The organism is Xenophilus sp. Marseille-Q4582, from assembly GCF_916700565.1.
In the GTDB taxonomy this organism is placed as follows: Bacteria; Pseudomonadota; Gammaproteobacteria; order Burkholderiales; family Burkholderiaceae_C; genus Xenophilus.
This window is the reverse complement of the sequence record NZ_CAKAKO010000003.1, coordinates 421,885-436,077: the sequence shown is the minus strand read 5'-3', so window position 1 is coordinate 436,077 and position 14,193 is coordinate 421,885. Positions and strand designations below refer to the sequence as shown.

Sequence of the window (14,193 nt, the reverse complement as noted above, 5' to 3'; positions counted from 1 at the left end):
GCACCGGATTTTAGAAGCTTGGCGGTGGCCGCAAGGGCGTGTGGCCTTCCGGCCAGGCGGGTGGACCGGCGGCGCGGGCCGCGGAATTCGCGCCCGCATGGGCCGCGCAGCCGTTCAGAGCTGGAAGGCCAGCGTCAGCAGCAGGCCTTCGGCCAGGTCGCGCGCCAGGCCGGGCTCGCGCACGCGGTAGCTTTCGCCGGCCGACGCCGTGGCCTCGATCCATTGGGCCAGCCACTCGATCTGCGCAGGGTCGTAGAACACCACTGCCGCCTCGTGGTTCAGCAGCAGGCTGCGCTGGTCCAGGTTGATGGAGCCGGCCATCGCCAGGTCGTCGTCCACCACCACGGCTTTGGCATGGGCCATGAAGGGCAGCATGCGAAAGCGCACGCCCGCGCGCGCCAGCGGCCGCATGGTGCGGCTGCGCACAAAGTCGGCCAGCGCATGGTTGGACTGCGCCGGGATGGCGATGTCCACCTGCACGCCGCGCCGCGCGGCCAGGCGCAGCGCGTCCTGCAGGCCGTCGCCGGGCACGAAGTAGGGCGTGATGGCGAGGATGCGCCGCTCGGCCCGGAAGCAGGCGCCGATCAGCAGCGACTGCGCCGTGTCCTCGCGCTGGTCGGGGCCGCTCGGCAGCAACTGGGCCAGGGTGCCGCTGCGCGAGGGCGCCAGCGCCGCGACGTCGCGCGCGGGCTCGCCGCTGACCGAGGACCAGTCGTGCTCGAACTGGCGCGCCGCGGCGGCCGCCACGTCGCCGCGGATGTCGAAGGACAGGTCCAGCCAGGGGCGCGGATGCGCGGCATTGCCTTCGAAGTACTCGCCGGCCAGGTTGCGGCCGCCGCTCCAGAGCCACTGGTCGTCGGCGATGGTGAACTTGCGGTGGTTGCGCAGGTTGCGCGGGCCCGTGCGGCGCAGCGTGAACAGCGGGCGGAACACCCGCACCTGGGCACCCGCGGTGCGCAGCCGGTCCAGGTGGCGATGGCGGATCTGCAGGGCGCCGAAGCCGTCGAGCAGCACGCGCACCTGCACGCCTTCGCTGGCGCGGCGGGCCAGCCGCGCCAGCACTTCGTGGCCCAGCGCGTCTTCGCCGATGATGAAGGTGCACACGTCCAGCCGCTGCCGGGCGGCGTCGATCACCGCGAGCAGCGCGGTGCGTGCGGCGGCGCCATCGGCATGCATGCGGATGGCGCAGCGGCTGGGTGGCGCGAGGCCGAAGCTCTCCAGCATGTCGGTCGCCCAGTGGCCGGCCGGTGCATGGCGCGGCAGGCGCGGCTGCGCGGCCGGCCGCAGCTTGCGCTGCCCGAACACGAGGTAGGCCGGCAGCGCCACGTAGGGCATGAGCAGCAGCGAGAAGACCCAGGCCATGGCGCTGGCCGGGGCGCGGCGCTCGCGCCGGCCGCGCGTGGTCAGCACATACACCAGCAGGCCCAGCGTGACGGCCAGGAAATGCTGGGACACCGACGGCAGCCAGGGCGCGAAGGAATGGAACATGGTCGGCGAGCTTCGCACAAGTGCGGGGCGGCGCTTGTCGGGCGGGCCCTTGCGCGGCGCTGGATGCGGCGGATGTGCAACGCGGTGGGGTTACTAGGTGCGAAGCTCACGGGCTGCGGGCTTGGGTGGGTTGTGGGAGCAGCTGCCTAGGGGCCCGGCCAAGGCCCCTGGGCCGCAGGCGGGGCGCTTCAAGTGAAGCGGTCGGCTGCGCCGACTGCCTTGCGGTGCTCGCGAAACCGGCCCGGCGCAGAACTCACTGCGCGCGCCTGCAGCGCGCTCCGTTCAAACAGCTGCGCCGAGTCAGTTCACGAAGCGGGCCTGTCCTTCGGCAGGCCCGCGGCCGGCTTCGCTGCGCTCCTCAGCGCTTCACAGGCGCGCCCCGCCTGCGGCGCGTCGAAATTGGCGAAGCAGGGCGCAGCACAGGCCAGGCTCGCCGACGTGTGTCACCACCTGTCCTCGCAGGGCGGCTGCGGGTGGGCGGCGTGGGCGATTTGTGGGGCGGCGAGAAGCGCAGCGAGGCCGGCGTGCCCGCGCGAAGTCGCGCGGGCTTCGTGCTCTGACTCATCGCAGCTGTTCGAGCGCAGCGCTGCGCAGCAGCGCGAAGCGAGTTCTGCGATGCGCCGGCGTCGCGAGCATCGCAGCGGAGTCGGCGCCCTGCGCCGACCGCCCCACCATGAGCCCGCGCCGCCCGCCCGCAGCCGCCCTGCGCGGGCGCACCCGTCCAACCTGCTGCCGGCAGGCGTGTCAAGACCCCCTACCGATGCTGCTCAGACGCCCGGCTTGTGTGCCCGCGCCCGCGTCAACCCCTGCTTGAGCGCCTCGGGCACGCGCTCGTCGAAGCCCAGCGCCACACGCCGCACTTCGGGCGTGTCGGTGGGTGCGTGGCCCACGCCCAGCGCGGCGGCGCGCGGCGCGGCGATGGCGGTGACCGTGCCTTTGAGGCGCCCCAGGCCGGTGATCTCGCACTCCACCACGTCGCCCGCATCGATGGAGCGCGAATGGCAGGGCGTGCCCATCAGGATCACGTCGCCCGGCAGCAGCGTGATGTGGCGCGCGATGTCCGCGATCACGTAATGCGGCCCCCAGATCGTCTCGTCGCCGATGTGGGCCTGCTGCACCACCTGGCCGTTGACGTAGGTGCGCAGGGTCTGCGCGAACAGGTCCACGCCGCGCACGAGGCCGGGGCCGATGGGCAGCAGGGTGTCGGCGCCTTTCACGCGCAGCATGCTGCCCTGGTCGGTGTCTCGGAAATCCTGCAGGCCCATGTCCAGCGCGGGGCAGAAGCCTTCGATGCAGTCCCAGGCCTCGTCGGGCGTGACGTTGCGGCAGGTGCGGCCGATGACGACCGCGTACTCGCCCTCGTAGTTCAGGTACCTGCAGTCCTCGGGCTTGAGGATCTGGCCGCCATGACCGTTGAGCGCGGTGGGCGGCTTGGTGAAATAGGTCGGCGTCTCGGTCGGCTTGGGCTTGTTGCGCGTTTCGAAGCTGCGCGAGCGGTAGCTGATGTGCACCGCGATGATCTTGCTCGGATCGACGGGCGGCAGGTGGGGCAGGGCGGCCGGGTCGACCACGCGGCCATCGTCCAGCCGCAGATATCCGACCGGGCCGGCCTGCGCGCCGTCCTCGATCAGCGTGCCCCAGAAGGCCGAGCCGCCAATCAGCACGCGGCGGCGCTCCACGCGCGGGCCGCGCATCACGGCGGGCAGTTCCTGGAAGGGGAATTCGAAGTTCATGCGCTCGCCTGCGTGGGGGTTGCGGTGGTGTCGAACCACATGTGGACGTTGCCCGTGCCGCGGGCGTTCTCGTAGTCGGACAGCTGCTCGCCGCGCGTGCGGCAGGCGGCGCCGCCCAGCGCGCCCAGCATCTGCAGGTAATGCGCGCCGAAGGCTTCCCAGGGTTTGGTGCGGTACTCTGCGTCCCAGCGTTCCAGGATCAGGTCGTGCCGGCCCTGCTTGAACAGCTCGATCGCCTGCTTGTCGCTCGCGATGTTCTCGGGCCGCGAGACATTGCTTTCGTGGAAGATGCGCGGATGCTTCGGCTTCCAGTCGATGCCGTTGAACTTGTGGGAGAGCGCGCCCGAGGCCAGCAGCAGCACGCGCCGGTCGCTGCGGCGGATGGCCTCGCCGATCACCTCCCCCGAATCGAGGAACTGGGGCCATTCGCAGTTCTGGCAGGAGCTGACGGTGACCACCGGCAGGCCGGCGCCCTCCAGTCGCAGCTGCTTGATCAGGTTGATGGTGGGGTACTGCCGGCCCAGGTCCGGGTGGCTGATGGCGCGGTGGTAGCCGCGCATCTCGCGCGACACGTCCTCGATGGCCACGGCCAGCGCGGGCAGGCCGCGGTAGTCATACGGCACGCCGTGCAGGTACCAGGGCATCTCGTCCGAGAGGTACGTGCCGCGGTAGTGCGCGCCGGCATCGACCAGGTGGTAGCCGGTGGTGAACCAGTGCGTGTCGAAGATCATGACCACATCGGGCTGCGCGGCTTCGATCTTGTGCCGAAGCCGCGCATAACCCGCGATCAGGTCCGAGTCTTCGCCCGCGCCCTGCAGGCGGCGGAATTCCTCGCATTGCATGAGGCCGGGGTGGTGCGACACCAGGGCCGCGCCGACGATCTGTCCCATGTTCAGGGTCTCCTTATCGGTGAGAGAAGCTGGCCTGGAAGGGCTTCTTGGGCAGCACCACGTCCTTCACGTCGCAGAAGAACTCGAAGCTCCAGTCGCCGCCTTCGCGGCCCACGCCGCTGCGCTTGATGCCGCCGAAGGGCGCGGCCAGGTCGCGGATGCCGAAGCTGTTGACCCAGATGAAGCCGGTGCGCACGCGCTCGGCCACGGCGGCGGCATGTTCGGTCTCGCCGTAGCACACGCCGCCCAGGCCGTAGTCGGTGCCGTTGGCCAGCGCGATGGCTTCCTCGTCGCTGCCGAAGGTCTGCAGCGTGAGCACGGGGCCGAAGACTTCGTGCTGCACGATCTCGCTGTCTTGCTTCACGTTCGTCAGCAGGGTGGGCTGGTAGTACTGCGCGCCGAAGCCGTGGCGCGCGCCACCCCACAGCAAGGTGGCGCCGGCGGCCACGGCGCGCTCCACGAAGCCGGCCACGCGCTCGAGCTGGCGCGGATAGATGATGGGGCCGACCTCGGTCGAGGCCTCGCGCGGGTCGCCCACGGTGAGCTTTTCCACGTTGGCGCGCAGCGCGGCGGTGAAGGCTTCGGCGATGCGCGCGTGCACCAGCAGGCGCGTGCCCGCCAGGCAGACCTGGCCCGCGTTGCGGTACATCAGCGCGGCCGTGGCTGCCGCACCTTCGAGGTCGGCGTCCTCCAGCACGATGAAGGGGCTCTTGCCGCCCAGCTCCAGGCTGCAGGGCACGAGGTTGGCGCCGGCCGCCTGCGCGATGGCCCTGGCCGTGGGCACCGAGCCGGTGAAGGACACGCGCGCGATGCGTGGATCGGCCACCAGCTTCGCGCCGGTGTTCGCGCCCGAGCCCTGCACCACGTTGAACACGCCCGGCGGCAGGCCGGCCGCATGCGCCGCGTCGGCCAGCAGCGAGCAGGTGAGCGGCGCCCATTCCGGCGGCTTCAGGACGCAGGTGTTGCCCGCCGCCAGCGCGGGGCCCAGCTTCCAGGTCGACAGCATCAGCGGCGCGTTCCAGGGCGTGATGATGACCACGATGCCGGCCGGATCGTGGCGCACGCGGTGCGTGGCCTGCTCGGTCTCGATGGCGCGGTTCTGCAGTTCAAGCGCATGCTGCGCGAACCAGCGGATGTTGAGCATCGCCCGTGGCACCACGCCGTGCTGCATGCGCGAAAGCAGCACGCCGGCGTCGTTGCTTTCGAGCTGGCAGAAGTCGTCGGCGCGTTTCCCGATCTCCTCGGCGAAGCGCTCCAGGTAGGGCAGGCGCTCGGCCGCCGTCATCGCGCTCCAGGCGGGGAAGGCCCTGGCCGCGGCCGTGATAGCGGCGTCCACCTCGGTGGCGCCGCCTTCGCAGACCTCGCCCAGCAGGCGCTGGTCGATGGGGGAATGCAACGCAAAACGTTCGGCGCTGGGCACGCGCCGGCCGCCGATGTAGTGGTCGGGCGAGACGGCGATGCCCGCGATGTCGAGTGCAGCAGTCATAGCAGGAACGGGGTTGGGTTCAGACGAAGCGAAGGGCGATGGAACCCAGCGGGCCGTAGTCCGCATGGAAGACGTCGCCCGCGGCACAGGGCACCGGCCGCGTGAAGGAGCCGCCGAGCACGATCTCGCCGGCTTGCAGACCCTGGTCGAAGGCGGCCAGCTTCCTCGCCAGCCAGGCCACGCCGTTGCCGGGATGGTTGAGCACGGCCGCGCCCAGGCCCGATTCCTCGACCACGCCGTTCTTGAACAGCAGCGCACCGGCCCAGCGCCAGTCCACCGCATCCACGCGCATCGGGCGCCCGCCCATCACGATGGCGGCGTTGGCCGCGTTGTCGGCGATCGTGTCCAGCACCTTGCGCGGCGCCTTCGTCTCGCGGTCGAATTGCTCGATGCGCGCATCGATCAGCTCCAGCGCGGGCACCACGTAGTCGGTGGCGTTGAGCACGTCGATGAGGCTGACATGCGCGCCCTGCAGCGGCTTCGCGAGCACGAAGGCGAACTCCACCTCCAGCCGCGGCACGAGGAAGCGCGAGGCCTGAAGCTCGCTGCCGGCTTCCACCACCATGTCGTCCAGCAGCGTCCCGTAGTCGGGCTCGGTGATCTGCGAGGCCAGCTGCATCGCGCGCGAGGTCAGGCCGATCTTGTGGCCCACCCCGCGCCGGCCTTCGGTGCGCTTGATGTCCATCCAGGCACGCTGGATGGCGTAGCTGTCCTCGATCCGCATCCCGGGATGGCGGCGCGAGAATTGGGGGATGGGCTGGCGCGAGCGTTCGGATTCGTGCAGTTCGCGGGCGAGCGCCTGGACCGTGGCGGCATCGAGCATGGCGGGTCTCCGTGGGCCTGTCTTCGGCAGGCCTGTTCAAGGGGATGAAGGCGCCCAGTGTGGCCTTCGCATTGCGTGCCCACAAGCGATCGTTCGTGGGCTGTCATCAAGCGCAGCTTGATAATGCGCCATGCCCTTGACCCGCTTCACCCTGCGCCAGCTCGAGGCCTGCAGCGCCGTGGCCGAGCTCCTGAGCTTTGCCGCGGCGGCCGACCGGCTGGGCCTGAGCGCCCAGGCCGTGAGCCAGCTGGTGGGCGAGCTGGAGGCGGGCGTGGGCTTTCGCATCTTCGAGCGCACCACGCGGCGGGTGGCACTGTCGAGTGCCGGGCGCGACTTCCTGGCGCCCGTGCAGACCGTGCTGCGCCATGTGCGCGCCGCCGAAAGCGCGGCGGCCGACGTGCGCAACCGCGCCGCGGGCCGCGTGCGCGTGGGGGCGCCGCAGGTCATCGCGGCCATCGCCTTGCCTGCGGCCATGAGCGCCTACGCGCGGGAGCGGCCCAAGGTGATCGTCAACATCCACGACCTGGCGGTGGACGCCCTCGTGGAAGCCGTGGCCGCGGGCGACGTGGACCTGGCCCTGGGCCCCGACCGCGCCACCGGCGACGACGTGCGGTGCCGCCCGCTGTTCCGCAGCCCCTGGGTGCTGTGGTGCGCCGCCACGCATCCGCTGGCGCGCCGCAGGCGCGTGCGCTGGCAGGACCTGCGCGGCCATGCCCTGGTGGCCGCCGGGCGCGACCACGAGCGCAGCAGGCCAGCGCCCCCGAGGGCGAGCGCATCGCCCCGGTGGCCGTGGTGGACCACATTTCCACCGCGCTGGGCATCGCCGCGCAGGGCAGCGTGACCACGCTGGCACCCGCCTACGTGGCGCCGCTGGCCCGGCATTTCGGACTGCAGATGCGGCCGGTGGTGCAGCCCGAGGCGATCCGCCAGGTGTGCCTCTATTCGCCCGCGCGCCGCGAGCCGTCGCCCTCGGCGCAGGGGTTCGCGGAATTCCTCGCGCAGTGGCTGCCGGGCTGGGAAGGCAATCTGGGGCGGGGGAAGCCCGGGCCGCCTGCGTGAGCTGGCGCGCAGACCTGTGCGTGCGGGCCTGCCCGCTTACAGCGGCAGCGCGGTGGTGCTCTTCACCCGGTCCAGCACAAAACTGGTCTTGCAGTCCTGCACGCTGGGGTGCTTGAGCAGCGTGTCCATCACGAAGCGCGAGTAATGCGCCATGTCGGCCACCACCACCCGCAGCAGGTAGTCCATGTCGCCGGTGAGCGCGTGGCATTCCACCACTTCGGGCCAGCCCTGGATGGAGGCGCGGAAGGCATCCATCGGGTTGCGCTTGTGCGAATCGGTGTGCTTTTCCAGCCGCACGTTGAGGTAGGCCGTGAGCGTGAGTCCCACGCGCTCGGGCCGCACCAGCGCCACGTAGGCGCTGATGATCCCCGCCTCCTCGAGTCGCTTGACGCGCCGCAGCGTGGCCGAGGGCGACAGGCTCACGGCGCTGGCCAGTTCGTCGTAGGTGGCCCGTCCGTTGGTCTGCAGCGCGCGAAGCACGCGCAGATCGATGGCATCGAGAGTCGGTTCGGCGTCCATGCCGGATATTTTGCAGGAATACTGCGTTGCCGAGGGAGATTGAGCCGCAATTTGCAGGAATGCTGCGCCGCCTTGGCCTAGCATCACGTCCATTCCCCACCCCCCTTGAGACGGAGACTTCGCGATGGCCGACCTGTTTGACAACCCGATGGGCCTGTGCGGCTTCGAGTTCGTGGAATTCGCTTCGCCCACGCCCGGCGTCCTGGAGCCCGTGTTCGAGGCCCTGGGCTTCACGCTGGTGGCCAAGCACCGCTCCAAGAACGTGCTGCTGTACCGCCAGAACGGCATCAACTTCATCGTCAACAACGAGGCCAAGAGCGAAGCCGGCTATTTCGCGGCCGAGCATGGTCCCTCGGCCTGCGGCCTGGCCTTCCGCGTGAAGGATTCGCACAAGGCCTACCGGCGTGCGCTGGAGCTGGGCGCTCAGCCCATCGAGATCGCCACCGGCCCGATGGAACTGCGGCTGCCGGCCATCAAGGGCATCGGCGGCGCGCCGCTGTACCTGATCGACCGCTATGAGGAAGGCAAGTCGATCTACGACATCGACTTCGAATGGATCGAAGGGGTGGATCGCAATCCGGTGGGCCATGGCCTGCAGGAAATCGACCACCTCACGCACAACGTCTACCGCGGCCGCATGGGCTTCTGGGCCAACTTCTACGAGAAGCTGTTCAACTTCCGCGAGATCCGCTACTTCGACATCAAGGGCGAGTACACCGGCCTGACCTCCAAGGCCATGACCGCGCCGGACGGCAAGATCCGCATCCCGCTGAACGAAGAGTCGAAGCAGGGCGGCGGCCAGATCGAGGAATTCCTGATGCAGTTCAACGGCGAAGGCATCCAGCACATCGCGCTGATCTGCGACGACCTGCCGGCCGCGGTGGACAAGCTGGCCCTGGCCGGCGTGCCCCTGGCCACCGCACCCAACGACATCTACTACGAGATGCTCGACACGCGCCTGCCGGGCCACGGCGAGAACGTGCCCGAGCTGCAGTCGCGCGGCATCCTGCTGGACGGCACCACCGAAGACGGCACGCCGCGCCTGTTGCTGCAGATCTTTTCCACGCCCATGCTGGGCCCGGTCTTCTTCGAGTTCATCCAGCGCAAGGGCGACTACAGCCAGGGCTTCGGCGAAGGCAACTTCAAGGCGTTGTTCGAATCGCTGGAGCGCGACCAGATCCGCCGCGGCGTGCTGGAAGCGACCCCGGCCTGAGGCTTTTGAGCACACCGACCGAGGCCCTGCGATGCTGACGCTCACGGAAGCCCCCCTGCAGGCGCAAGCCGCCAGCGCCAAACACGGCCTGGCGGGCGGTGCCACGCCCGATCGGCCCGACTGGACCATCGAACAGGGTTGGGAGCACTACAGCGCCGAAGAGCACGGGGTCTGGAAGACGCTGTTCGAGCGGCAGACGAAGCTGCTGCCGGGCCGCGCCTGCGACGCCTTCGTGGACGGCATGCGCAGGCTGCCCATCGGTGCCGACGAGATTCCGGACTTCCGCCGCCTGTCCGAGGTGCTGATGAAGCAGACCGGCTGGCAGGTGGTGGCGGTGCCGGGCCTGGTGCCGGACGAGGTGTTCTTCGAGCACCTGGCCAACCGCCGCTTTCCTTCGGGCCAGTTCATCCGCAAGCCGCACGAACTGGACTACCTGGAAGAGCCTGACGTGTTCCACGACGTGTTCGGCCATGTGCCCATGCTCATGAACCCGGCCATCGCCGACTACATCCAGGCCTACGGCCAGGGCGGGCTGCGCGCGAAGGAGCTGGGCGTGCTGGACAAGCTGGCGCGCGTGTACTGGTACACGGTGGAATTCGGCCTGCTGCGGCAGAGGGACGGGCTGCGCATCTACGGCGCCGGCATCGCCTCGTCGCGCACCGAAACCGTGTTCTCGCTGGAAGACCCCTCGCCCAACCGCATCGGCTTCGACCTCGAACGCGTGATGCGCACGCACTACCGCATCGACGACTTCCAGGAAAGCTACTTCGTGATCGACGACCTGGAAGCGCTCATGGAGCTGGCCCGCATCGATTTCGCGCCGCTCTATGCGCGCGTGCGCGACGGCATGGAATACCAGCCGGGGGACGTGCTGGCGACGGACGACGTGATCACGCGTGGCACGGGCCACTATCACGCGCAGCGGCGCGCCAAGGCCTGAACCCCCCGTCCTTCGGACCCTGCATGCAAAAAGGCGGCCTTGCGGGCCGCCTTTTTCGTTTCGGGCCGGGGCGCTGCGCCCCGGCGGTCGCGCTCATTGGCCGCGCGATTCTTCCTTGAGCTGCGGCAGTTCCGTGCCCTCGGGCTTGGCCAGCAGGCCGGTCTGCACATAGGTCGCCAGCTTGGCGCGCGTGTCCACGATGTCGAGGTTGCGCATCGTGAGCTGGCCGATGCGGTCAGCGGGCGAAAAGGGCGCGTCTTCCACCTTCTCCATCGACAGCCGTTCGGGCGCGTAGGTGAGGTTGGGCGACTGGGTGTCGAGGATGCTGTAGTCGTTGCCGCGGCGCAGTTCCAGCGTCACCTCGCCGGTGACGGCGCGGGCCACCCAGCGCTGGGCGGTCTCGCGCAGCATGATGGCCTGCGGGTCGAACCAGCGGCCCTGGTAGAGCAGGCGGCCCAGGCGCAGGCCGTTGATGCGGTACTGCTCGATGGTGTCCTCGTTGTGGATGCCGGTCACCAGGCGCTCGTAGGCGATGTGCAGCAGCGCCATGCCGGGGGCCTCGTAGATGCCGCGGCTCTTGGCCTCGATGATGCGGTTCTCGATCTGGTCGCTCATGCCCAGGCCATGGCGGCCGCCGATGCGGTTGGCCTCTTCCATCAGGGCCACCAGGTCGTCGAAGCCCTTGCCATTGAGGGCGACCGGACGGCCTTCCTCGAAACGCACGGTCACTTCCTCGGGCTTGACCTCCACCTCGGGCTTCCAGAACGCGACGCCCATGATGGGGTTCACGATGCGGATGCCGCTGGACAGCTCTTCCAGGTCCTTGGCCTCGTGCGTGGCGCCGAGCATGTTGGAGTCGGTGCTGTACGCCTTCTCGACCGACATCTTGTAGTCGAAGCCGTTGGCGATGAGGAATTCGCTCATCTCCTTGCGCCCGCCCAGCTCGTCGATGAAGGTCTGGTCCAGCCAGGGCTTGTAGATCTTCAGCGCCGGGTTGGTCAGCAGGCCGTAGCGGTAGAAGCGCTCGATGTCGTTGCCCTTGAAGGTCGAGCCGTCGCCCCAGATGTTGACGTCGTCCTCGCGCATCGCGGCCACCAGCATGGTGCCCGTGACGGCGCGGCCCAGCGGCGTGGTGTTGAAGTAGGTCACGCCACCGGTGGAAATGTGGAAGGCGTTGGCCTGCAGCGCGGCGATGCCCTCGGCCACCAGTTGCTGGCGGCAGTCGATCAGGCGCGCCTTCTCGGCGCCGTAGGCCAGGGCCTTGCGGGGGATTTCGTCGTAGTCGGGCTCGTCGGGCTGGCCCAGGTTGGCGGTGTAGGCGTAGGGCTGCGCGCCCTTCTTCTTCATCCACAGGAGGGCGGCGCTGGTGTCCAGGCCGCCGGAGAAGGCGATGCCGACCTTCTGGCCGGTGGGGAGGTTCTGGAGGATGGTGCTCATGGTGCTGCGAAGGTAGGCGGTCCGGCGCGCGGGCAGGCGGGTCGGTGCCGCGGCCCCGGGCGCGAAACCCGAAATTGGACCATAGAAAAGGACCTTCGCGCGTCAGGCGCCACCGGCGGGTACGCGCGGGGGATCATTCCTCGCCCAGGAAGCCCCCGCTCTGGTGCGCCCACAGCCGCGCATAGAGTCCGCCGCGCGCCAGCAGCTCGCGGTGCGTGCCTTCCTCGACCACGCGGCCGCCGTCCAGCACGATGAGGCGGTCCATCGCCGCGATGGTCGACAGCCGGTGGGCGATGGCGATCACCGTCTTGCCTTCCATCAGCGTGTTCAGGCTCTGCTGGATGGCGGCCTCGACCTCCGAGTCGAGCGCGCTCGTCGCCTCGTCCAGCAACAGGATGGGCGCGTCCTTGAGCATCACCCGCGCGATGGCGATGCGCTGGCGCTGCCCGCCCGAGAGCTTCACGCCGCGTTCGCCCACGTGGGCGGCCAGGCCGGTGCGGCCCTGCGGGTCGGTCAGCTGCTCGATGAAGCCCGAGGCCTCGGCCCGCTCGGCCGCGGCACGGATCTGCGCCTCGGTGGCGTCGGGCCGGCCGTAGGCGATGTTGTCGGCCAGCGAGCGGTGCAAGAGGCTGGTGTCCTGCGTGACCATGCCGATGTGCGCGCGCAGCGAATCCTGCGTGACCTGCGCGATGTCCTGCCCGTCGATCAGCACGCGGCCCGACTCGATGTCGTGGAAGCGCAGCAGCAGGTTGACCATCGTGCTCTTGCCCGCACCCGAGCGGCCGACCAGGCCGATGCGCTCGCCGGGCTTCACCGTGAGGTTCAGGTCCTCGATCACGGGCGGCTTGTTCGGGCCGTAGCGGAAGCTCACGTGCTCGAAGCGCACCTCGCCGCGTGGCACTTCCAGGCGGCGCGCGCCGGGCGCGTCCACCACCGTGCGCGGGCGGCTCAGCGTGTTGATGCCGTCCTGCACTGTGCCCACGGCCTCGAACAGGCTGGTCATCTCCCACATGATCCAGTGCGACATGCCCTGCAGGCGCAGCGCCATGGCCGTCGATGCGGCCACGGCCCCCACACCCACCTGGCCTTGCGACCACATCCACAGCGAGACGCCGGCCATGCCGCCCACCAGGCCCATCGACAGCGCATGGTTGACGATCTCGAAGGCGCTCACCAGCCGCATCTGGCTGTAGCCCGTGGCCATGAACTCCTGCATGGCCGCGCGCGCGAAATGCGCTTCGCGGTGCGTGTGCGAGAACAGCTTGACGGTGGCGATGTTGGTGTAGGCGTCGGTCACGCGGCCGACCATGGCCGAACGCGCATCCGCCTGCGCCTTGCCGATGCGCCCGAGCCGCGGCACGAACCAGGCCATGGCGCACAGGTACAGCACCAGCCAGATCACGAAGGGCCAGACCAGCCCGCCCGCGAACACGCCGGCCAGCACCACGATGGTGGCGACGTAGATCACCATCGTCACCAGCACGTCGGCCATCACGAACAGCGTGTCGCGCACGGCCAGCGCGGTCTGCATCACCTTGGTCGTGATGCGGCCCGCGAACTCGTCCTGGTAAAAGGCCATGCTCTGGCCCAGCATCAGGCGGTGGAAGTTCCAGCGCAGGCGCATGGGCAGGTTGATGGCCAGCACCTGGTGCTTGACGAGGGTCTGCAGCCCCACCACGAGCACGCTGCCGGCCAGCGCGACGGCCAGCCAGGTCAGCGCCGTGCCGCGCTCGGCCCACAGCTGGCCCGGCTGCACGTCGGCCAGCCAGTCGACCACACGGCCCAGCAAGGCGAAGAGCAGGGCCTCGAAGGCCGACATGAGCGCCGTGAGCGCGCCCAGCCAGGCCACCTTGCCGCGCACGCCGTCGGTGCAGGCCCACAGGAAGGCGAAGAAGCCGCGCGGCGGCAGGGCCGGTTCGGCGTCGGGGTAGGGGGAAAGTCGTTTTTCGAAGTAGCGGAACAGCAAGCGAAGGTCTCCCGTGAAGGCGAGACTTTAGCCATCCGGTGCTGCCCTTGACGGCAGCAAGGTGGCGAGCGCGCCTGGGCGCGGCCTTGGCCTACACGCGGGGCGGGGCCGACAGGCCGGCGGCGGCTGCGCATGGCGCCGCGTCCGGCTCAGTCGTCCCGGGCCCGGGCCACGCCCTCGATCTCCAGCAGCATGCGCGGATCGGGCAGGGCGGCCACCACGCAGGTGGTGCGGGCGGGGTAGGGCGCGGGGCCGAAGGCTTCGGCGTACAGGCGGTTCATCTCGGCCACGTCCTGGGCGCGGGTGAGCAGCATGTTCACTTTGAGCAGCCCGCGCACGTCGCTGCCGGCGCGTTCCAGCGTGGCCTTGAACACGGCGGCGGCCTGCCTGAATTGGGCCGCGAAGTCGCCCTCGTCAATGGAGCCGTCGGCGTGGTAGCCGGGCGTGCCCGAGACGAAGACCAGCTCGCCCAGGCGCGTGGCCGCGGACAGCGGCGGGAACTGGGCGAGGCCTTCGGGAGCGAGGTGCTGGATCGGGGAACGCATGGACAGGGCTCCGGGCAGGAAGGGGATCGGGCCTCGAATCTTAGTACTACAGCCGTAGATATAGAATGTGCCTATTGTTGACTCGACCACAGGC

At 69.7% G+C, this 14,193-nt stretch carries 11 protein-coding genes and 1 pseudogene; 3 read left to right on the top strand and 9 right to left on the bottom strand.

Annotated features, from left to right (window positions below):
• Positions 1-114: 114 nt before the first annotated feature.
• The 5 genes from LG388_RS12560 to hpaH form a co-directional block, all read right to left on the bottom strand.
• Complete coding sequence (locus LG388_RS12560; protein WP_225783071.1) at positions 115-1,488, bottom strand: phospholipase D-like domain-containing protein; 1,374 nt, start codon at positions 1,486-1,488, stop codon at positions 115-117.
• 767 nt (positions 1,489-2,255) lie between these two features.
• Positions 2,256-3,221, bottom strand: coding sequence for a fumarylacetoacetate hydrolase family protein (locus LG388_RS12555; protein ID WP_225783070.1), 966 nt, complete (start codon positions 3,219-3,221; stop codon positions 2,256-2,258).
• Complete coding sequence (locus LG388_RS12550; RefSeq protein WP_225783069.1) at positions 3,218-4,111, bottom strand: extradiol ring-cleavage dioxygenase; 894 nt, start codon at positions 4,109-4,111, stop codon at positions 3,218-3,220. Before LG388_RS12550 ends, LG388_RS12555 begins: the two co-directional genes overlap by 4 nt.
• Positions 4,112-4,124: 13 nt before the next feature.
• Positions 4,125-5,597: an aldehyde dehydrogenase family protein gene (locus LG388_RS12545; RefSeq protein ID WP_225783068.1), complete on the bottom strand. Its 1,473-nt coding sequence runs from the start codon at positions 5,595-5,597 to the stop codon at positions 4,125-4,127.
• Positions 5,598-5,616: 19 nt separating this feature from the next.
• Positions 5,617-6,420: a 2-oxo-hept-4-ene-1,7-dioate hydratase gene (gene hpaH / locus LG388_RS12540; RefSeq protein ID WP_225783067.1), complete on the bottom strand. Its 804-nt coding sequence runs from the start codon at positions 6,418-6,420 to the stop codon at positions 5,617-5,619.
• 130 nt (positions 6,421-6,550) lie between these two features.
• Here hpaH and LG388_RS12535 point away from each other — a divergent pair.
• A pseudogene (locus LG388_RS12535) lies at positions 6,551-7,479 on the top strand (LysR family transcriptional regulator).
• A 36-nt stretch (positions 7,480-7,515) separates the two neighbouring features.
• Here LG388_RS12535 and LG388_RS12530 read toward each other — a convergent pair.
• Positions 7,516-7,998 carry an Lrp/AsnC family transcriptional regulator gene (locus tag LG388_RS12530; RefSeq protein WP_225783066.1) on the bottom strand — a complete coding sequence of 161 codons (483 nt, stop codon included), beginning with the start codon at positions 7,996-7,998 and terminating at the stop codon, positions 7,516-7,518.
• Positions 7,999-8,122: 124 nt separating this feature from the next.
• Here LG388_RS12530 and hppD point away from each other — a divergent pair, with 124 nt between their 5' ends.
• Positions 8,123-9,211, top strand: coding sequence for a 4-hydroxyphenylpyruvate dioxygenase (gene hppD / locus LG388_RS12525; protein WP_225783065.1), 1,089 nt, complete (start codon positions 8,123-8,125; stop codon positions 9,209-9,211).
• Positions 9,212-9,242: 31 nt separating this feature from the next.
• Positions 9,243-10,151, top strand: coding sequence for a phenylalanine 4-monooxygenase (gene phhA / locus LG388_RS12520; RefSeq protein ID WP_225783064.1), 909 nt, complete (start codon positions 9,243-9,245; stop codon positions 10,149-10,151).
• 93 nt (positions 10,152-10,244) lie between these two features.
• On the opposite strand, the gene argG is transcribed toward phhA, so the two are convergent.
• The 3 genes from argG to LG388_RS12505 form a co-directional block, all read right to left on the bottom strand.
• Positions 10,245-11,588, bottom strand: a complete 1,344-nt coding sequence (argG, locus tag LG388_RS12515; RefSeq protein WP_225783063.1) for an argininosuccinate synthase — start codon at positions 11,586-11,588, stop codon at positions 10,245-10,247.
• A gap of 133 nt (positions 11,589-11,721) precedes the next feature.
• Positions 11,722-13,551 (bottom strand): ABC transporter ATP-binding protein, encoded by a 1,830-nt coding sequence (locus LG388_RS12510; protein WP_225783593.1) that lies wholly within the window; start codon positions 13,549-13,551, stop codon positions 11,722-11,724.
• 152 nt (positions 13,552-13,703) lie between these two features.
• On the bottom strand, positions 13,704-14,099 hold the full coding sequence (locus tag LG388_RS12505; protein ID WP_225783062.1) for a RidA family protein: 396 nt from the start codon (positions 14,097-14,099) through the stop codon (positions 13,704-13,706).
• Between the last annotated feature and the right edge of the window lie 94 nt (positions 14,100-14,193).

Coding starts and splice junctions, on each gene's coding strand:
- LG388_RS12560 (WP_225783071.1), bottom strand. CDS start 1,488: ATGTTCCATTCCTTCGCGCCCTGGCTGCCGTCGGTGTCCCAGCATTTC.
- LG388_RS12555 (WP_225783070.1), bottom strand. CDS start 3,221: ATGAACTTCGAATTCCCCTTCCAGGAACTGCCCGCCGTGATGCGCGGC.
- LG388_RS12550 (WP_225783069.1), bottom strand. CDS start 4,111: ATGGGACAGATCGTCGGCGCGGCCCTGGTGTCGCACCACCCCGGCCTC.
- LG388_RS12545 (WP_225783068.1), bottom strand. CDS start 5,597: ATGACTGCTGCACTCGACATCGCGGGCATCGCCGTCTCGCCCGACCAC.
- hpaH (WP_225783067.1), bottom strand. CDS start 6,420: ATGCTCGATGCCGCCACGGTCCAGGCGCTCGCCCGCGAACTGCACGAA.
- LG388_RS12530 (WP_225783066.1), bottom strand. CDS start 7,998: ATGGACGCCGAACCGACTCTCGATGCCATCGATCTGCGCGTGCTTCGC.
- hppD (WP_225783065.1), top strand. CDS start 8,123: ATGGCCGACCTGTTTGACAACCCGATGGGCCTGTGCGGCTTCGAGTTC.
- phhA (WP_225783064.1), top strand. CDS start 9,243: ATGCTGACGCTCACGGAAGCCCCCCTGCAGGCGCAAGCCGCCAGCGCC.
- argG (WP_225783063.1), bottom strand. CDS start 11,588: ATGAGCACCATCCTCCAGAACCTCCCCACCGGCCAGAAGGTCGGCATC.
- LG388_RS12505 (WP_225783062.1), bottom strand. CDS start 14,099: ATGCGTTCCCCGATCCAGCACCTCGCTCCCGAAGGCCTCGCCCAGTTC.